The sequence below is a fragment of the Streptomyces sp. NPDC005752 genome, assembly GCF_040630715.1.
In the GTDB taxonomy this organism is placed as follows: Bacteria; Actinomycetota; Actinomycetes; order Streptomycetales; family Streptomycetaceae; genus Streptomyces.
Map to the genome: position 1 here is coordinate 247,252 of NZ_JBEXYB010000003.1, position 17,521 is coordinate 264,772.

Sequence of the window (17,521 nt, forward strand, 5' to 3'; positions counted from 1 at the left end):
CCGCGCCGTTCACTCCGGCTGCAGCAGTTGTTCCGTCCAGATGACCTTGCCCCCGTCGTCGGTGTAGCGGGTCCCCCACCGTTCGGCCAGCTGGGCGACGAGGAACAGCCCCCTGCCCCCCTCGTCCATGCCGGCCGCCTGACGCAGGTGGGGCGCGATGCTGCTGCGGTCGGACACCTCGCAGATCAGTGTCCGGTCACGGATCAGCCGTACGCGGATGGGGCCGGTGGCGTAACGGATGGAGTTGGTCACCAGTTCGCTCAGGATCAGTTCGGTCGTGAACGCCTCCTCGTCCAGACTCCACTCGGCCAGCTTGCGGGACACGTCGGAGCGGACCCGGGCTACCGCCGAGGGGTCGGAGGGGACGTCCCACTCGGCCACGTCCTCGGCGGCGAGGCGGCGGGTACGGCCGACGAGCAGCGCGATGTCGTCACGGGCCCTGGCGGGCACCAGGACGCGGAGGACGGCCTCGCAGGTCTCCTCCGGTGTCCGGTCGGGGTGTCCGGACAGCGTCTCGCGCAGCATTTCCAGGCCCTCGTCGATGTCGCGTTGCCGGTCCTCGACGAGCCCGTCCGTGTAGAGAACCAGCCGGCTGTCCTGCGGAAGCTGTACGTCGAGTGTCTCGAACGGCATGCCGCCCAGTCCCAGGGGCGGGCCGCCGGGCACATCCGCGAAGACGGCTTCGCCGTCGGGGCCGACGATCACCGGCTGGAGGTGACCGGCCCGCGCCATGGTGCAGCGCCCGGACGCGGGGTCGTAGATGGCGTAGAGGCAGGTGGCCCCCGTGACGCCTCCTCCCTCGTAGCCCTCGGACGACTCGTCCTGGTCGATACGGGCCACCAGCTCGTCCAGGTGCCACAGCAACTCGTCCGGCGGCAGGTCCAGGGTGGAGAAGTTGTGGACCGCCGTGCGCAGGCGGCCCATGGTGGCGGCGGCGTGCAGCCCGTGCCCCACCACGTCACCGACCACGAGGGCGACCCGGGCGCCGGGCAGCGGGATGATGTCGAACCAGTCGCCGCCGACGCCGCCCAGCCCACCGAGCCCGGCCTGCGCGGGGAGGTACCGGTAGGCGGCGTCGATGGCGCTCTGGTCGGGGAGTCCCTGCGGCAGCAGGCTGCGCTGCAGGGTGACCGCCACGTTGTGCTCGCGCGAGTACCGGCGCGCGTTGTCGATGCTGACCGCGGCGCGGGCGACGAGCTCCTCCGCGACGGACAGGTCCTCCTCCTCGAAGGGCTCCGGGCTCTGGGCCCTCCAGAACATGGTCACGCCGAGGATCACCCCCCTGGCTCGCATCGGGACGGCGATCAGGGAGTGCAATCCGCACTCCACGATGCGCTCGGCCCGCGCCGGGTCCGGTTGCCAGCCGGAGAGCCGGGTCAGGTCGGTGTAGAGGAGTGCCTCGCTCCGGAGCAGGCCGGCACCGATGTCCGTGTCCGGCAGGAAACGGAGCACCGCGCCCAGCGGGTGGAGTCCCGTGTCGTCCCGGGCGCCGCTGAAGGCCGAGCGTCGCAGGCCGTCGGTGGTGGCGCGGGCGAGCGTGGGTTCCTCGCCGCGCAGCACGCCCTCGGCCAGGTCCACGGTGGCGTAGTCGGCGAACCGGGCCGTGGCGAAGTCGGCCAGCTCCTCGCACGTCTGGATGACGTCCAGAGCGGTGCCGACCTCCGTTCCCGCGTCGTAGAGGAGCTGGAGCCTGCCGCGCGCGATGGCGGCCTTGCCCGTGAGGGCCTGCAGCTCCGTGGTGTCGCGCAGGGTCGTCACGCTGCCGGGCGGCCCGCCCTTCCGGTCGGTGGCCCGCTGGCTGACCGCGAGCAGTCGCGTGCCGACGGAGTGCACCTCGTCGGTCGCGCTGCGTCCCGAGACCAGCAGCCCGGTGATCACCGGGTCGAGGCCGAGCTCGGCCACGGGCCTGCCCTCGACGTCCGGGGGGAGGTAGAGAAGCCGTCGCGCCTCGTCGTTGGCCAGCAGGAGCGTCCTGTCGCCGCCGACGATGACCACTCCTTCCCGTACGGAGTGCAGAACGGCGTCGTGGTGCTCGTACATCCGGGTCATCCCGGTCGGGCCGAGACCGCGGGTCTGGCGTCTCAGCCTCCGGGTGACGAGTGCGGTGCCGCCCATGGTGAGCAACAGGATTCCACCGGCCGAACCGAACAGGAGCGGGAACTGGTCCTCGACGACCCCGCTGACACTGCTGATGGTGATTCCGGCGGACACCAGGCCCACGACCTCGTGGTCGGCGCCGAACACCGGCACCACGGCCTGGACGAGGGGGCCGATGGTTCCGTCGATCCTCTGGGTGACGACCCGCCCGTCGAGTGCGGGTCCCACGTCGCCGACGAACTTCTTCCCGATCCGGTCGGGCAGCGGATGGGTGAAGCGCACGGCGTCCAGGTTCATGACGACGACGAAGTCCACCCCGGAGCCCCTGCGCGCGGCCTCGGCCTTCGGCTGGAGTACGGCGGTGGGGTCGGGGCTCTGGAGGGCCGCTTCCATTCCGGGGGCGGCCGCGAAGGTCTCGGCAACGGCGACCGAGCGATTGCGGGCCTCGCGTACGCTGCCGGCCCGGGACTGCAGCACGAGCGCGGTCACGGATGCAGCGACGAGCAGCACCACGATCGCCACTTGCAGGAGAAAGACCTGACCAGCGAGGGTTCTCATTCGGAGAAACGAACGCGGGCGGCCGTAGCGTCCGGCCATGTCCCCCTTTCTACACGGCTTCCCGCTTCCCCGCCGCCCCGCCGTCCTCGCGGGCCAGCCGGTGCGGCCACCAGACGCGCGGTCCGATGTCGAGGAACAGGGAGGTGACCAGCACGGACCGCACGACGAAGGTGTCGAGGAGTACCCCCAGCGCGACCGCGAAGCCGATCTCCGCGAAGGCCACCACCGGCAGGGTGCCGAGTACCGCGAAGGTCCCTGCCAGCACCAGGCCGGCCGAGGTGATCACCGCCCCGGTCGCGGCGAGACCGGTGACCACGCCCGCACGGGTGCCCTGGTGCAGTGCCTCCTCACGGATCCGGGTGGTCAGGAAGATGTTGTAGTCGATACCGAGGGCGACCAGGAACACGAAGACGAAGAGCGGGAAGTCCGTCGTCTCGCCGGCGTAGTCGAAGACGTGGCGGAAGACCAGGGCACTGACACCCAGGGCGGCGGCGAACGACAGCACCACGGTCGCGATGAGCAGCAGCGGCGCCAGCAGGGCACGCAGTACCAGCGCGAGGATGATCAGCACGACCAGAAGCACGAGCGGGATGATCAGCACGTTGTCGTGCCGGGTGGCGTCGTCCATGTCGAGTGCCGCCGCCGTGTCGCCGCCCACCCGTGCGTCCACCCCCGAAAGCCCGTGGACGGCGTCGCGGACCCGCTCCACGGTGCGCTCGGCCTGCTCGCTGTCCGCGGCGTCCGCCAGGGTCGCCTCGAAGATCGCCCGGCCTTCGTGCACCGGTCGGGCACCGGGCGGCACGACCAGGGATCCCGGTACCACTCCGCGGGTCCCCTCGACGGCGGTGCGCACCTGTGCGCTCCGGTCCGCCGCCGCGATGACGACGAGGGGACTGCCGCTCCCGGCCGGGAAGTACCGGTTCTGTACCTCCTGTCCGGCGATGGAGTCCGGTTTGTCGGGGAAGGAGTCGGCGTTGCTGAGCCCTGCCGCGCGCAGCTGGACGAGCCCCAGCGACAGCGCGGCGAGCACCAGTGCGGTGGCCACCCAGACCCTGCGCGGGTGCAGGGCGAGCCGCTGTCCGGTCCGCGCCCAGAAGCCGTGCTCGGTGGGCTCGGGGGTGCCGAAGTGCGGTACCGCCGGCCAGAAGACCCAGCGGTCGAAGATCACCAGGAGGGCGGGGAGGAGCGAGAGCATGGCGATCAGTGCGATCGCCACTCCGATCGCCGCCACCGGCCCGAGACCGCGGGTCGAGTTCATCTCGGCCGCCAGCAGGACGAGCATGCTCAGCACCACGGTGCCACTGCTGGCCAGGACGGCCGGCCCGGCTCGGTGCAGTGCCCGGGCCATGGCCTCGTGCCGGTCCTCGTGGCGCCGCAGCTCCTCGCGGTAGCGGGCGACGAGGAGCAGGGCGTAGTCCGTCCCGGCACCGAAGACCAGCACGGTCAGGATGCCCGCGCTCTGGCCGTTCACGGTGAGGCCCGCGTGCGCCGCGAGCAGGTAGATGAGTGCCTGTGCGGTGAGGAGGGCGGCGACGACCGAGACGACGGGCAGTACGAGCAGCGTCGGACTGCGGTAGGTGATCAGCAGCATGACGACCACCACGGCCAGCGCGGCGAGGAGCAGGGTCGAGTCGATGCCCGAGAAGGCGTCGGCGGAGTCGGCCGCGACTCCTCCCGGCCCGGAGATGTGGACCGTGAGGTCCCCTTGACCGGTCCCCACGATGTCCCGTACGGAGTCGACGGCGGGGCCGATCCGCTCCCAGCCCTTCTCGTCCATGGTGATGGGAACGAAGATCTGGGCGGCCGAGGGGGCCGTCCTGCTGTCGTAGAGCGGGCCGCGCGTCTCCTCGCCCCGTACGCCGTGGGCGCTCAGCGCCATGAGCTGCCGCTTGTCCCCGGCGATACGGTCCCGGTCCGCCGCGGTCAGACCCCCCTCGCGCGCGTAGACGACGACGGCGGTGATGATCTCGGGTCTGAAGCCCTTGGACTCCTCCCAGACCTGCGTGGATTCGGCGCTGCTCGGCAGCCAGGACGCGGCGTCGTTGTCCTGGGCCCCCATGAGCTTCCCGGCGAGGGGTGCCGCGACCACGACGACAACGAGCCAGAACACCACGACGAGCCACTTGGTGCGCCGTCCGCACAGCAGCCGGGCCACTTCGCGCATGCCGGTCCCCCGCCTCGTCCTGTTCCGTGGCGGCGAGATTAGAGGGACGCGTGTACGGGCGGGTGCGCGACATGCCGTGTGCGCCGTCGACGGGCCACGGTCGGACCACCCGCCGGACGCGGTGGACGGCCCGACGGCGCGTACGCGCTGTGCGTACGCGCCGTCGGGTGTGAGGCCGCCGTTACTGGCCGGCGAGACCGGTGTGCGCGATACCGCGCACGATCTGCCGCTGGAAGAACGCGAAGACGATCAGGAGGGGCATCCCGGCGATCACGAGCGAGGCCATGATCTGGGCGTACCGCACCCCGAAGGTCGACTGGACGCTGACGAGGCCGACCGGCAGGGTCATACCGCCCGGGTCGGTGGTCACGAGGAACGGCCAGAGGAAGTTGTTCCAGGTGGAGATGAAGGTGAAGATCGCCACGGCCGCCAGCACGGGCCGGGACAGCGGTACGACGATCGTCCAGAACACCCGCCAGCGGCCTGCACCGTCGACGAAGGCCGCCTCCTCGAGTTCACGGGGGACGCCTTCGAAGAACTTCACCAGGATGAACACCATGGCGGGCACGGCTACCTGGGGAAGGATCACACCCCAGTAGGTGTCGACGAGGCCGAGCTGGACCATCTCCCGGAAGAGGGGCGCGATGAGCACCTGCGGCGGCACCATGATGCCGGCGAGGACCAGTGCGTAGAGCGGACGCCTGCCGCGGAAGTCGGTGCGGGTGAATCCGTAGGCGGCCATCGCGCAGGTCACGACGGTCAGCAGGGTGGTCATGAGGGAGATGTACGCCGAGTTCATGAGCCAGACCATCAGGTCGCCCGACTCCCAGACCTTGCCGTACGCGTCGAGGGTGACGCGCGAGCCGAGCCAGGAGAGCGGTGTCCTCGTCGTGTCTCCCTCCGGCTTCAGGGAGGTCGCGACGGCCCAGGCGGGCGGCAGGAGCCAGGCCGCGGTGAGGAGCAGGGCGATGACGAGCAGGGCGATCCTGCCGCGTGTCCAGCGCGGGCGGCGGCCCCCGGCGTCGGCGGACCGGTCGGAGCCCGGGGCGGGGCGGGTGGTGACGGTGGCGGAACCGCTCACTTCGCGGCCTCCTCAGCTCGGCGCCGGGGCAGCAGCGGCTGCACCAGGGAGACGGTAAGGATCAGGGCGAAGAAGATGTACGAGACGGCTGAGGCGTAACCGATGCGATAGCCCGTGAAGCCCTGCTGGTAGACGTACTGGAGGATGGGCCGGGTGGACTCGTCGGGGCCGCCGCCGGTCATGATGTAGACCTGGTCGAAGATCTTCAGCGAGGCCAGCACCTGGAGGACCACGACCAGTCCGGTGGTGCGGCGGAGCATCGGCAGGGTGATGTGCAGGAGCCGCTTGCCGGCGCCGGCGCCGTCCAGCTCGGCTGCCTCGTACAGGTGCGCCGGGACGGCCTGGAGTGCGGCGAGGTACAGCAGGAAGTTGAAGCCGACGGTCCACCAGACGGTGGTCGCCACGATGCTGAGCATGGCGTACCGCTCGTCGGTCAGCCAGCCGATCTCCGGGGTCAGGCCGACGGCGGCGAGCATCTGGTCGGCGAGACCGAAGTCGGACGGCAGGATCATGTTCACGAACAGCAGGCAGACGACGCCGGACGGCAGCAGGAACGGTGCGAACCAGCTGAGCCGCCAGAGCCACTGCACGACCCGCAGTTCGTGTGCGAGCAGCGCCAGCACGAGACCGACGACGACGAGGGGAACGGTGGACAGGACGGTGAACCAGACGGTGTTCCACAGCGAGGACCAGACGTCGGGGTCGCGTATCGCCTCGGTGTAGTTGTCGAGGCCGACGAACCCGCCGCCGGTGCCGGTGATGTTCTCGCTGGTGAGGCTCATGCCGAGACCGGAGACCAGCGGCCAGATCAGGAACATGGCGTACACGAGGAGGAAGGGCGCGATGAACACCAGGCCGTGTTCCGTCCACTTCCTGCGTACACCGCGGGCCTGACGCCCGGCCGCTCCTCCGGCGGGTTCCGCCACGGGCGCCGGCGCCGTCGCGGTGGTGGAGGTCATGACGCGGCTCCCGGGAGGGGGTTGCGGGTGTCGAGGAGTGCCCGCAGCCGGGTCCTGGCCTCGGTCAGGGCGTTGCGCGGGCTCCGGGAGCCGGTGAGGACCCCGGAGAAGACGGCACCGAGCTCGATCCACAGCCGGGAGGCGGAGCCGGCGAACCAGGCGGGTTCGTCCAGCGCCACGTCGTCGATCACCGTGCGGTACTCGGACTGCGGCTTCAGGGCGAGGTAGGCCGGGTCGTCGAGCACCGGCAGATAGGCGGGGACGTGGCCGCCCTGGGCCCAGGCCACGGAGTTCTTCAGCATCCAGGCGGTGAGGGTGTGGGCCGCCTCGTTCGTGGCGCCGCCGCGGTCCCTCTGGTGCGGCAGGACGAAGGCGTGGCAGTCGGCCTGGGTCGCCGCGCTGCCGAAGAGGGCGGGGATGCGGGTCATGGAGAACGGGAGGCCGGTGGTCAGGAAGGTGGTGATCTCCCATTCGCCGTTGAGGTGGAAGGCGGTCTTCCCGCCGTTGAAGACGCCGATGGAGCCCGCGTAGTCGACGCGGCGCACCATCAGCCCTTCCTCGACGAGACGGGCCAGGTACTCCAGCACCCGTAGCGCTTTGGCGTCGTCGAGCGCGAGTCGCTTGCCGTCCGCGGAGAGCACGGTGCCGCCGGTCTGCGCGTAGAAGCTGGAGAAGAGCCGCCAGGGGGTGATGCAGTCGGGCCCGAGTGTCTCGGTCACCAGACCTGGCTGTCCGGTCGACTTCTTCGCGGCACGTAGGGCGTCGGCGAACTCGTCGGCGCCGCTGATCGGCCTGAGCCGGCCGCCCGCCATGAGTCCGGCCTTCTCACAGAGCTCGGTCTGGTAGTAGAGGACGAAGGGGTGGGTGTCGAGCGGGACGGCGTACTGTCTCCCGCCCATCTGGCCCCGGCGCCAGATGTCCGGCGGGAAGTCCTCCTGCCGGATGCCGTGTTCGGCGAGCAGGTCGAGGTCGAACGGATCGAGGAGCCTGCCGGGGGCGAAGCCCGCGAGCCGGGCGAGGTGCAGGGCGGCGAGCTCGGGGGCCCGGCCGCCGGCGCCCGCCATGCCGAGCTTGGTGTAGTACGGGGCGCCCCACTGCAGGGTCGAGGCCTCCAGGGCGATCTCCGGGTGCCCGGCCCGGAACTCGTCGAGCATCCCCCGCATGTTGACGCCGTCGCCGCCGCCGAACAGATGCCAGTACCGCAGCAGGGTCTGCCCCGGGCCGGCCGCGGTCGCGGGCGCGGCGCAACCGGACAGGGAGCCCATGGCCCCGGCCGCGGCAAGGGCACCGGCACCGCCCGCGAGGGCTCGGCGCCGACTGAGGGAGGGTGGTTGCATGGCGGCTCGTCTCGTCTCGGCTCGGCTCGTTCCGGAGGTGCGGGGACGCGTGAAGGAGGAGCAGCGTGTTCGAAATCCCGGCAGCCGCCCGCCACTTCGGACGGGAACGTAGGCCCGGGAAAACCGCGCGTCAATGACTCGCGCTGAAATTGCGAACCATGTTCGATATACCGAACCTCCTCCCGTCCCAGACAGGCGGGAGACGCGTGCACGGGGGCGTGCGCGAGGAGATATCGCGGGGATGAGGGCACATTTCTTACTGGGGGGTAGGCCCACCCGGCCCCCTTGCTATACCTTCCGTCTAACAAGGAGACGGAGGAGCGCCCTGCGAGGGCCCGCACCGTCCCCCGCGCCGCCGCCTTCTCCGGTGGCCGGCACGGCACATGACGCACCGTCACCGAAGACGCTCAGGTGACAGCACCAAGGACATCGCTGACGAACCGAGGAGCCGCATCATGGCAAGCAGCACCGTTCGGCCGGACGCCGAGGACCGGCCGCCCGAGGACCATCTCACCCGCCGCCTGCTCGACTCGGCCGCCGTGCTGGCGTACGACCCCGCCACGGAGGTCGACTGGGACACGCCGCTGGACAAGGAGTTCCACGGCGCGAGCCCCGAGTGGAGCACCCTGTACGGCACCACGTACTGGGGTGAGCTCACCGAGGAGCAGCGCAAGGAGCTGACGCGCCAGGAAGCCGCTTCGGTCGCCAGCACAGGCATCTGGTTCGAGATGATCCTGCAGCAGATGGTCCTGCGCGACGTCTACGCGAAGGACCCCACGAGCGCGGACGTCCAGTGGGCGCTGACCGAGATAGCCGAGGAGTGCCGGCACTCCATCATGTTCGCCCGCGGCGCCGAGAAGCTGGGCGCCCCGCCCTACCGGCCGCACCGGTTCGCGGTGGAGCTGGGGCGGGCCTTCAAGACCCTCGCGTTCGGCGAGGCGGCGTACGCGGCGATCCTCGTGGCCGAAGAGGTCCTCGACGTCATGCAGCGCGACTGGATGCGGGACGAGCGGGTCGTGCCCTTCGTCCGCACCATCAACAACATCCATGTCGTCGAAGAGTCCCGGCACATGAAGTTCGCCCGCGCGGAGACCCGCAAGCACCTCAGCGGCGCCGGCCCGGTACGACGACGGATCAACGCGCTCGTCATCGCCATCGCGTCGTACGTCATCGTCACCAGCATGGTGAACAAGGACGTCTACGCCAACGCCGGGCTGGACAAGAAGCGCGCCCTCGACGAGGCGAAGGCCAACGAGCACCACAAGTCGATGATGCGGTCCAGCTGTTCGGGCCTCATGGACTTCCTGGCATCGGCCCGCCTGCTCACCAAGCCCGCCCTGGTGTTCTACAAGCGTGCCCATCTGATCTGAGCGGACGACATGACCTACGCCATCACCCAGACGTGCTGCAGCGACGCCACCTGTGTTTCGGTGTGCCCCGTCAACTGCATCCATCCGACGCCGGAGGAACCGGACTTCGGCCGGACGGAGATGCTGTACATCGATCCGCGGTCCTGCATCGACTGCGGTGCCTGCGCCGACGCATGCCCGGTGGAAGCGGTCTTCCCTGTGGACAGTCTTCCCGCCGCCCAGCGGGAGTACGGTCCGCTGAACGCGGCGTACTTCGCGGACCGGGAGCCCGGCCACGACCCCGAGGGGCCGAACTTCCACGAGTGGGGGGCGCCGTCCTTCAAGCGCAGCCTGCCGTCGGACTTCGCGCCGATCCGGGTCGCGGTGGTGGGTACGGGACCGGCGGGGATGTACGCCGCCGAGGATTTGCTGCTGCACACGGGCGCCGAGGTCACGCTGATCGACCGGCTGCCCGTCGCGGGCGGACTCATCCGCTACGGCGTCGCGCCCGACCACCAGTCGACGAAGAGGGCGGGCGACACCTTCGCCAGGTTCCACACGCATCCGAGGGTGCGCATGCATCTCGGTGTCGAGGTGGGCAGGGACATCACCCCGGAGGAGATCGCCGCGCACCACGACGCGGTGATCTACGCCGTCGGCGCGTCGGCCGGCCGCAGGCTCGGGATTCCCGGGGAGGACCTGCCCGGCAGCATCTGCGCGACGACGTTCGTCTCCTGGTACAACGCCCACCCGGAGGTCGCGCCCGATGCCGTCGACCTGTCCGCCGAGCGGGTCGTCGTGGTCGGCAACGGAAACGTCGCGCTGGACGCGGCGCGGATCCTGGTCTCGGACCCCGACGCGCTCGCCGCAGGGGACATCGCCGGGCACGCACTGGAGGCGCTGCGCGCCGGCACGGTGCGCGAGGTGGTGCTGCTGGGGCGGCGGGGGCCCGAGGACGCGGCGTACACCAGGTCCGAGCTCCTCGCGCTCAAGCATCTGGCGGGCGTGGAGCTGATCGTGGACGATCACGATCCGCGGACCGGCGCCACGATCGACGCGGCGGACCCGAGTGACCGGGCGGCACTGCTGCGGGGCGTCACCCGCGAGAGGGTGGACTGGTCGCGCCCGCCGTCGGCGGGACGCCGCATCGTGTTCCGATTCCACTCCGCGCCGGTGGAGGCGGTCGGTGACGGCGGAGTCACCGCACTGCGGGTCACGGACGGCGCGGACGGCGGCGGGGAAGGTGGTGCGGACGGCACGAGGAGCATCCCTGCCGGGCTGCTCCTGCGGGCGGTCGGTCAGCGTGGACTGCCGGTCGCGGGGCTGCCGTTCGACGAGACGACGGGGACCGTCCCGCACGAGGGCGGCCGGGTGACGGGCCTGCCCGGGACGTACGTCGTGGGATGGATCAAGCGGGGCCCCTCGGGCGGCATCGGGGCCAACCGCACCTGCGCCGCCGAGACCGTGGGCACGCTGCTGGACGATGCCGTCGGTGGCACGCTGCCGGAGCCGGAGCGCGACGCGAAGTCGTTCCAGCGGCTCGTGCGACGCCGTAACCGGAGGGTCGTGGATGCCCGCGGCCTGGCGGAGATCGAACGTGCCGAGCTGGCCCTGGGACGCCGCGACGGTCGCCCCAGGGTCAAACTGGCGACCCTCCCCGAGCTGGTGGCGGCGGCGCGGGGCGGCCGACGGAGGATGCCCGGCTGACCGTACGGGCCGGCGGCCCGTCGAGGAATCGGCGCGCCGCCGGCCCGGCTTCGGGGCCGGCCGGCAGGGGCGCTCTCACCGCGGCCGCGGGCCGTGCACCGGCTCCGTGCCGGCGCTGAGCGGAAGGCCGCTCCCGCCGCGCCGTACGGCGATGATCTCCGCCAGGACCGAGAGCGCGGTCTCCTCGGCCCCCCTGCCACCCAGGTCGAGACCGATCGGGGAACGCAGACGGGCCAGTTGCGCCTCCGTCGCGCCGGCCGCTCGGAGGCGCGCCACCCTGTCCTGGTGCGTACGGCGGCTTCCCATGGCACCCACATACCCCGCCGGGCTGCGCAGGGCGCGGCTGAGGACCGGGATGTCGAAGCGGGGGTCGTGGGTCAGTACGCATACCGCGGTCGTGGGGTCGATCAGGCTCTCATGGGCCTGGAACCAGCGATCCGGCCGATCGGCGACGACCTCGTCGGCGCCCGGGAAGCGACCGGGGTCCGCGAACGCCGGTCTGGCGTCGCAGACGGTCACCCGGTGTCCGAGGGCCGCGCCGAAGTCCGCAAGCGGCCGGGCGAACTCGGTGGCACCGAAGATCAGCAGCCCGGGCCGGCGGGCGAAGGACTGCACCAGGAGCTCGCGCACCGGCTCGCATGCGGGTCCGGCCGGTCCTCCCTCACCCCGCCGCTCACCGGTGCTCACCTCCGCCTCCCCCGCGCTCACCAGGCCGCTCTCGCCGCGGCCGAGCATGCCTTCGGCGGCCAGGACGCCGACCCGGTCGGCAGCCGCACCACCCAGCGTTCCGCTCACCGCCCCCCGGCCCACCGCCAGACTGCCGCGGCCTTTCAGCGGCGTGACGAGCGCGACCGGCACCCCCGCCGCCAGGCACGCCGAGACCCGGTCCAACGGCGTCTCGGGGCTCACTTCGCGGATCAGTACCTCGATCGTCCCGCCGCAGGTCAGCCCGACCGCGAAAGCGTCCTCGTCGCCGACCCCCCAGCGTTCGACGACCGGCGGTCCTCCGGCGAACACCTCCTCGGCCGCCGCGATGACGGCGGCTTCGACGCATCCTCCGGACACGCTGCCGACGATCCGGCCGTCCTCCGCCACCAGCATGGAGGCGCCGGGCCCGTGCGGGGCCGAACCCCAGGTCCGCACCACGGTCGCCATGACGCAGCGGGTGCCGGAGCGCTGCAGGGCAGCCGCCTGTTCGATGACATGTCGCATTCGCTCACCTCGGGCAGTGCAGCCGCGAGAGCCTCTCGCGGGCGAGGAATCGCAGAACGAATTGTTTCAGGTACCGGATGGGTTCGTGCGCGCCGACCGCCCGTCGGCGCGCCACCGGGCTCACCGAATTCATCGAGCGGCACGGTCCGTCCGTGGCGTGCTTCGGTGTCCCGGCCCGCGCCGCGCAGATCCGGCGACCTCTGCCGGCCCGCGGCCGGGCAGCTCGCCGGCTCCCGGCTGGTTCCGTCGGCGGGGGGTGACCCAGCGGATCGACCGGTCGGAGTCGGACGGGCTCATCTTGCCCGGCGGGGCGGTCGGGGACCGTAGCCGGGAACGGGACGGTCAGGACCGCGGGGTGGTCTGCTCAACGCCTGACGGAGAAGGGCCTCGGCACGGGGGACGCCGCGTTCGCCGAGCCCCTCGACGGCGAGGACCGGATGCCGGCAGGGCGGCCCGTCAGCCCTTCAGGCGCGCGCCGAGCTCTTCGGTGTCGGAGACGAACCACGTCTGGTTTCCCCGGTTGCATTCGCGGACGAAGTCACGAAGAGCGGAACTGGCCTCGGTGTGGCGGGAGACGTCACCCAGTACCACCAGCCCCAGCCGGTAGTTGGCGAACTTCTGGACGATGTCGCCGGCGACACGGGTCTCCAGCCGGAAGAAGCTCTCGCCGAGGCGTCCTGCGGGTACGACGACCCACCGGGCGCCCTGGTAACCCGCGTCACCGATGAGATCGAGGGCCTCGCGTTCGCCGTGAATGGTCTCGCCCTCGGAGGAGCACATCAGGAGGGGCACGTCGTGGAGAGTCTGCAGGGTGCTCATGAGTGGTCAGACTATGCGACGGCGCAGGAGGGCGCTCGGAGTTCGACGCGGGTGCCTGGCGGCGATCATCTCGCGGGCGACCGTCTCCGGCGGCCCGACCGGGTGCACAGTGCGGTGCGTCCGCGCCGGCCGCCCGCGCCCCTCACGACCCGCCCCACGACCAGCCTCAGTCGTCGTGCGGGCGAGGTCGGGCCGACCGACCTCGTCGGACTCTGCCGTGACATGCGCACCCCACCGGCCATGAGCGGGGCACGTCGATCGGACTGTGCCGGGAGCAGGGGCGGCACCGATTGCGTGATCAAAATCCGGTGCGGTTAACATATGAGCACCGCCTAGCTCGAAAGATGGACTTGTGACTGCCACCGAGGACTCGTTCACCAATTGGAAGACCCGCGAGGAGATCGCGGAGTCGATGATCCCGATCATCGGGAAGCTGCACCGGGAGCAGGACGTCACGATCCTGATCCACAGCCGCTCCCTGGTGAACAAGTCGGTGGTCAGCATCCTCAAGACCCACCGGTTCGCCCGCCAGATAGCCGGCGAGGAGCTCTCCGTCACCGAGACGCTGCCCTTCCTGCGCGCCCTCGCCGCTCTCGACCTCGGCCCCTCGCAGATCGACCTCGGCATGCTCGCCGCGACGTACAGGACCGACGACCGCGGCCTGTCGGTGGAGGACTTCACCGCCGAGTCCGTGGCCGGTGCGACGGGCGCCAACAAGACGGAGCGCCGCGAGGCACGCGATGTGGTCCTTTACGGCTTCGGCCGCATCGGCCGACTCCTCACCCGCCTGCTCATCGAGAAGACCGGCTCCGGCAACGGCCTGCGGCTGCGCGCCATCGTCGTACGCCGGGGTGCCGGGCAGGACATCGTGAAGCGCGCCTCGCTGCTGCGCCGCGACTCGATCCACGGCCAGTTCCAGGGCACGATCACCGTGGACGAGGCGAACAGCAGGATCATCGCCAACGGCAACGAGATCCAGGTGATCTACTCCGACGACCCGACATCGGTGGACTACACGGCGTACGGCATCAAGGACGCCATCCTCATCGACAACACGGGCCGCTGGCGCGACCGCGAGGGCCTGTCCAAGCACCTGCGTCCCGGCATCGCGAAGGTCGTCCTGACCGCACCGGGCAAGGGCGACGTCCCCAACATCGTGCACGGCGTCAACCAGGACATGATCAAGCCGGACGAGCAGATCATCTCCTGCGCCTCCTGCACCACCAACGCGATCGTGCCGCCGCTCAAGGCGATGGCGGACGAGTACGGCGTGCTGCGCGGCCACGTGGAGACCGTCCACTCGTTCACCAACGACCAGAACCTGCTGGACAATTACCACAACTCGGATCGTCGTGGCCGGTCCGCGCCGCTCAACATGGTCATCACCGAGACCGGTGCCGCGTCCGCCGTCACCAAGGCGCTGCCCGACCTCGACGCGAAGATCACCGGCAGCTCGATCCGCGTCCCGGTGCCGGACGTCTCGATCGCGATCCTGAACCTGCAGCTCGCGCGGGGCACCAGCCGCGAGGAGGTCCTCGACTACCTGCGCAGCGTGTCGCTGACCTCGCCGCTCAGGCGCCAGATCGACTTCATCACCGCTCCCGACGCGGTCTCGAGCGACTTCATCGGTTCACGCCACGCCTCGATCGTCGACGCGGGCGCCACCAAGGTCGAGGGCGACAACGCGATCCTCTACCTCTGGTACGACAACGAGTTCGGCTACTCCTCCCAGGTCATCCGGGTGGTCCAGCACGTCTCCGGAGTCGAGTACCCGACCTACCCGGCCCCGGCGGTCTGATCTCTCCCACGACGCCTCCCGGTGCTGCGAAGCGGCACCGGGAGGCGTCGTTCTGCGCCTCCCGGCTCCCGCGGGCGGCCGGGAGGCGCACCGGACGCGCGGGGCGGCAGGGAAGCGGAACCGCCCGCAGCGGTCAGGCACCCCCGAGGGGACCGCCCGGGTGGAACGCAAGCTTCGCGAAGCGCTCACCGATGCGGCGGTGCGTGACGGCATCAGGGTGCAGCGCGTCCGGCAGCGGCAGCTCGTCGGCGTCCGCCTCACCGTAGAGTTCGCGGCCGTCGAGGTGGTACAGGTTCGGGTCCTCGGCTGCCCGCTGCCCGACGATGCGGGCGAGTTCGTCCCTGATGATGCTCAGGGTGAGCTTTCCCGCAGCCGTTTCCGCGGGGTCCCCAGCGGCGCGGAAGTACAGCTTCCCCGCACTCAGGGCACTGGGGTCCGGCGCGCTGGGGCCGGGCGTGTGCTCGTGGATGGGGCACAGGATCGGCGATACGACCAGCAGCGGGGTGGTGGGGTGGCCTTCGCGGACCGTGTCGAGGAAGCCGTGGACGGCCGGGGTGAAGGCACGCAGGCGCATCGCGTCGGTGTTGACCAGATTGATGCCGACCTTGACGCTGATGCGGTCCGCGGGTGTGTCACGCAAGGCGCGGGCCGTGAACGGGTCGAGGAGCGCACTTCCGGCGAACCCCAGGTTGACCAGCTCGACACCGCCGAGGGCCGCGGCGAGTGCGGGCCAGGTGGTCGTCGGGCTCGCGGCGTCGGACCCATGGCTGATCGAACTGCCGTGGTGCAGCCACACCGTGCGGTCCCGCAGCGGGACCGGGCCGACCGGGGCGTCGGAACGCAGCGCGACCAGCTCGGTGTGCTCGTTGTGCGGCAGCCAGATCTCGACGTCCTTCGATTCGGCGGAGAGACCGCTGAAACGGAGAGTGCCCACCGGACCCGGCCGGACCTCGGCGGATCCGGTCGCCATGTCGATGGTCATGACGTTGCCGCCGGCCACGACGGCCCGGTCCGCGAGCCGGCCGTCCACCAGCAGGTCGTAGACCCCGTCGGGCCGGGGCGGGGCACCCACGTACGCACGCTTGGTGGGAAGGGTGTCCAGCTCCACGACCGTCGCCCGGGTGCGCAGGACGAGCCGTACGCCGGATGGCTGGGCCTCCGCCATGGCCAGCTGAACGTCCGCGTTCTGGGCGCGGGCACGGGCGGGCAGCCGGTGCGGCAGCAGACCGTGCTCGGTGCGCTCCAGATCGAGCGCGCCGCGCAGGAGGTCCGCGGTGATGGGGGTGCTTGTCAGCTGGGGCCGGATGCTCATCCTCCGCTCCCTTCCCGGGTGGGCGTGTCTGATTCGGCCGGGACGTTCTCACCCGGCCGGGGCGCGGGCCAGTTCCTCAGCAGGGCGTCGAGGGCGTCCAGGACCCGCGACCAGGTCTCGTCCGTACCGGGGGCGCTGTGGCTGAAGCTTCCGCCGGACTCCAGGCTGATGTATCCGTGGAAGACGCTGCCCAGCAGCCGGACCGCGTGCGTCTGGTCCGGCTCCGTCAGGTCGTAGCCGCGCAGTATCGCCCGCGTCATCTGGGAGTGCCTGACACCGGCGCCGGCTGCGGCGGCCTCCGGGTCGAGCCTGAGCCGAGCCGCGGTGTAGCGGCCCGGGTGCTCCCTGGCGTAGTCGCGGTAGGCGTTCGCGAACGCCTCCAGCGCGTCCTTGCCCGCACGCCCCGCCAGGGCGGCGGCGACGCGGTCGGCGAGTTCGGCGAGCGCCAGCAGGGCGATCCTCGTCTTCAGGTCCTGGGAACTCTTCAGATGCGAGTAGAGGCTCGCGTCCTTGACACCGAAGTGCCGGGCGAGCGCCGCCACGGTCACCTTGTCGAAGCCGACCTCGTCGGCCATCTCCGCTCCGGCCTGCGTCAGGCGCTCCGCCGTCAGCCCTGCTCTTACCATGGAAACCTCGCCCTCCAGTGGATTTCATTATGCATTTGCCTAGGAGTATTAGGCAAATCACCCAGCCCCCTAAGATCCGAACCGGCCATGACGGCTCTGTGGGCGTGACGTGACCGGACACGGCTACGCACCCTCGTCACGGCGTGTCTCGCACCCGCGGCCGAGTCCGAACGGCGAGCCGGCAGCCTCCGCGTACGGACCGCGTCAAGAAGTCCGCCGCCACCGTATGGAGCCCGTCAACGGCGCACACAGCGCTGCCCGCCGTGGGATTTGCTCATGCACGGCCGCAGAGGCCGATCCCATTTCCCTCACTTCACACAGGAGCCCACGATGGCCGATCTGGCCTTCGTCGTCACCACGATCGCGGTCTTCGCACTGGTGGCCATCGTCGCGAGGGGGGTGACGAAGTCATGAACGCCGACACCGTCGCCGGCCTGGTGGTGGCCGTCTCCCTGCTCGTGTACCTCGTCCTGGCGCTGGCGTACCCGGAGAGGTTCTAGAC

14 protein-coding genes are annotated in these 17,521 nt (G+C 70.9%); 5 read left to right on the forward strand and 9 right to left on the reverse strand.

Going from position 1 to position 17,521, the window contains the following annotated elements:
- Positions 1 to 9: 9 nt before the first annotated feature.
- The 5 genes from ABZ441_RS04255 to ABZ441_RS04275 form a co-directional block, all read right to left on the reverse strand.
- On the reverse strand, positions 10 to 2,694 hold the full coding sequence (locus tag ABZ441_RS04255; RefSeq protein ID WP_358968118.1) for a SpoIIE family protein phosphatase: 2,685 nt from the start codon (positions 2,692 to 2,694) through the stop codon (positions 10 to 12).
- A gap of 10 nt (positions 2,695 to 2,704) precedes the next feature.
- Complete coding sequence (locus tag ABZ441_RS04260; RefSeq protein WP_358968121.1) at positions 2,705 to 4,819, reverse strand: MMPL family transporter; 2,115 nt, start codon at positions 4,817 to 4,819, stop codon at positions 2,705 to 2,707.
- Between the two features lie 181 nt (positions 4,820 to 5,000).
- Entirely contained in the window at positions 5,001 to 5,900 is a 900-nt protein-coding gene (locus ABZ441_RS04265; protein ID WP_358968124.1) for a carbohydrate ABC transporter permease, read from the reverse strand.
- On the reverse strand, positions 5,897 to 6,859 hold the full coding sequence (locus ABZ441_RS04270; protein WP_358968126.1) for a sugar ABC transporter permease: 963 nt from the start codon (positions 6,857 to 6,859) through the stop codon (positions 5,897 to 5,899). Before ABZ441_RS04270 ends, ABZ441_RS04265 begins: the two co-directional genes overlap by 4 nt.
- The gene (locus ABZ441_RS04275) at positions 6,856 to 8,196 is read right to left on the reverse strand and encodes an extracellular solute-binding protein (protein ID WP_358968129.1); all 1,341 of its coding nucleotides are present in this window, start codon (positions 8,194 to 8,196) and stop codon (positions 6,856 to 6,858) included. The genes ABZ441_RS04270 and ABZ441_RS04275 overlap by 4 nt, the downstream gene beginning before the upstream one ends.
- A gap of 455 nt (positions 8,197 to 8,651) precedes the next feature.
- Between ABZ441_RS04275 and ABZ441_RS04280 the strand changes: the two genes are divergently transcribed.
- Together ABZ441_RS04280 and ABZ441_RS04285 are read left to right on the forward strand one after the other, a co-directional pair.
- The gene (locus ABZ441_RS04280; RefSeq protein ID WP_358968131.1) at positions 8,652 to 9,566 is read left to right on the forward strand and encodes a diiron oxygenase; all 915 of its coding nucleotides are present in this window, start codon (positions 8,652 to 8,654) and stop codon (positions 9,564 to 9,566) included.
- Positions 9,567 to 9,575: 9 nt separating this feature from the next.
- Positions 9,576 to 11,252, forward strand: coding sequence for an FAD-dependent oxidoreductase (locus ABZ441_RS04285; protein ID WP_358968133.1), 1,677 nt, complete (start codon positions 9,576 to 9,578; stop codon positions 11,250 to 11,252).
- A gap of 75 nt (positions 11,253 to 11,327) precedes the next feature.
- Here the strand turns inward: ABZ441_RS04285 and ABZ441_RS04290 are convergent, their stop codons facing one another.
- On the reverse strand, positions 11,328 to 12,464 hold the full coding sequence (locus tag ABZ441_RS04290; protein ID WP_358968136.1) for an XdhC/CoxI family protein: 1,137 nt from the start codon (positions 12,462 to 12,464) through the stop codon (positions 11,328 to 11,330).
- 456 nt (positions 12,465 to 12,920) lie between these two features.
- Positions 12,921 to 13,283: a DUF4180 domain-containing protein gene (locus ABZ441_RS04295; protein WP_358968139.1), complete on the reverse strand. Its 363-nt coding sequence runs from the start codon at positions 13,281 to 13,283 to the stop codon at positions 12,921 to 12,923.
- Between the two features lie 352 nt (positions 13,284 to 13,635).
- Here ABZ441_RS04295 and ABZ441_RS04300 point away from each other — a divergent pair, with 352 nt between their 5' ends.
- Entirely contained in the window at positions 13,636 to 15,081 is a 1,446-nt protein-coding gene (locus ABZ441_RS04300; RefSeq protein ID WP_358968142.1) for a glyceraldehyde-3-phosphate dehydrogenase, read from the forward strand.
- A gap of 133 nt (positions 15,082 to 15,214) precedes the next feature.
- Here ABZ441_RS04300 and ABZ441_RS04305 read toward each other — a convergent pair whose 3' ends face one another.
- Entirely contained in the window at positions 15,215 to 16,393 is a 1,179-nt protein-coding gene (locus ABZ441_RS04305; RefSeq protein WP_358968145.1) for an SGNH/GDSL hydrolase family protein, read from the reverse strand.
- The gene (locus tag ABZ441_RS04310) at positions 16,390 to 17,019 is read right to left on the reverse strand and encodes a WHG domain-containing protein (RefSeq protein WP_358968148.1); all 630 of its coding nucleotides are present in this window, start codon (positions 17,017 to 17,019) and stop codon (positions 16,390 to 16,392) included. Before ABZ441_RS04310 ends, ABZ441_RS04305 begins: the two co-directional genes overlap by 4 nt.
- A 276-nt stretch (positions 17,020 to 17,295) precedes the next feature.
- Here ABZ441_RS04310 and ABZ441_RS04315 point away from each other — a divergent pair, with 276 nt between their 5' ends.
- Both ABZ441_RS04315 and kdpF read left to right on the forward strand, forming a co-directional pair.
- Positions 17,296 to 17,433 carry a hypothetical protein gene (locus tag ABZ441_RS04315; RefSeq protein WP_358968151.1) on the forward strand — a complete coding sequence of 46 codons (138 nt, stop codon included), beginning with the start codon at positions 17,296 to 17,298 and terminating at the stop codon, positions 17,431 to 17,433.
- Positions 17,430 to 17,519: a K(+)-transporting ATPase subunit F gene (gene kdpF / locus ABZ441_RS04320; protein WP_358968154.1), complete on the forward strand. Its 90-nt coding sequence runs from the start codon at positions 17,430 to 17,432 to the stop codon at positions 17,517 to 17,519. The genes ABZ441_RS04315 and kdpF overlap by 4 nt, the downstream gene beginning before the upstream one ends.
- The last annotated feature ends 2 nt before the right edge of the window (positions 17,520 to 17,521 follow it).

Excerpts from the sequence above, each read along its gene's own strand:
- ABZ441_RS04255 (WP_358968118.1), bottom strand. The coding sequence starts at position 2,694 with ATGGCCGGACGCTACGGCCGCCCGCGTTCGTTTCTCCGAATGAGAACC.
- ABZ441_RS04260 (WP_358968121.1), bottom strand. The coding sequence starts at position 4,819 with ATGCGCGAAGTGGCCCGGCTGCTGTGCGGACGGCGCACCAAGTGGCTC.
- ABZ441_RS04270 (WP_358968126.1), bottom strand. The coding sequence starts at position 6,859 with ATGACCTCCACCACCGCGACGGCGCCGGCGCCCGTGGCGGAACCCGCC.
- ABZ441_RS04275 (WP_358968129.1), bottom strand. The coding sequence starts at position 8,196 with ATGCAACCACCCTCCCTCAGTCGGCGCCGAGCCCTCGCGGGCGGTGCC.
- ABZ441_RS04280 (WP_358968131.1), top strand. The coding sequence starts at position 8,652 with ATGGCAAGCAGCACCGTTCGGCCGGACGCCGAGGACCGGCCGCCCGAG.
- ABZ441_RS04285 (WP_358968133.1), top strand. The coding sequence starts at position 9,576 with ATGACCTACGCCATCACCCAGACGTGCTGCAGCGACGCCACCTGTGTT.
- ABZ441_RS04290 (WP_358968136.1), bottom strand. The coding sequence starts at position 12,464 with ATGCGACATGTCATCGAACAGGCGGCTGCCCTGCAGCGCTCCGGCACC.
- ABZ441_RS04295 (WP_358968139.1), bottom strand. The coding sequence starts at position 13,283 with ATGAGCACCCTGCAGACTCTCCACGACGTGCCCCTCCTGATGTGCTCC.
- ABZ441_RS04305 (WP_358968145.1), bottom strand. The coding sequence starts at position 16,393 with ATGAGCATCCGGCCCCAGCTGACAAGCACCCCCATCACCGCGGACCTC.
- ABZ441_RS04310 (WP_358968148.1), bottom strand. The coding sequence starts at position 17,019 with ATGGTAAGAGCAGGGCTGACGGCGGAGCGCCTGACGCAGGCCGGAGCG.
- ABZ441_RS04315 (WP_358968151.1), top strand. The coding sequence starts at position 17,296 with ATGCACGGCCGCAGAGGCCGATCCCATTTCCCTCACTTCACACAGGAG.
- kdpF (WP_358968154.1), top strand. The coding sequence starts at position 17,430 with ATGAACGCCGACACCGTCGCCGGCCTGGTGGTGGCCGTCTCCCTGCTC.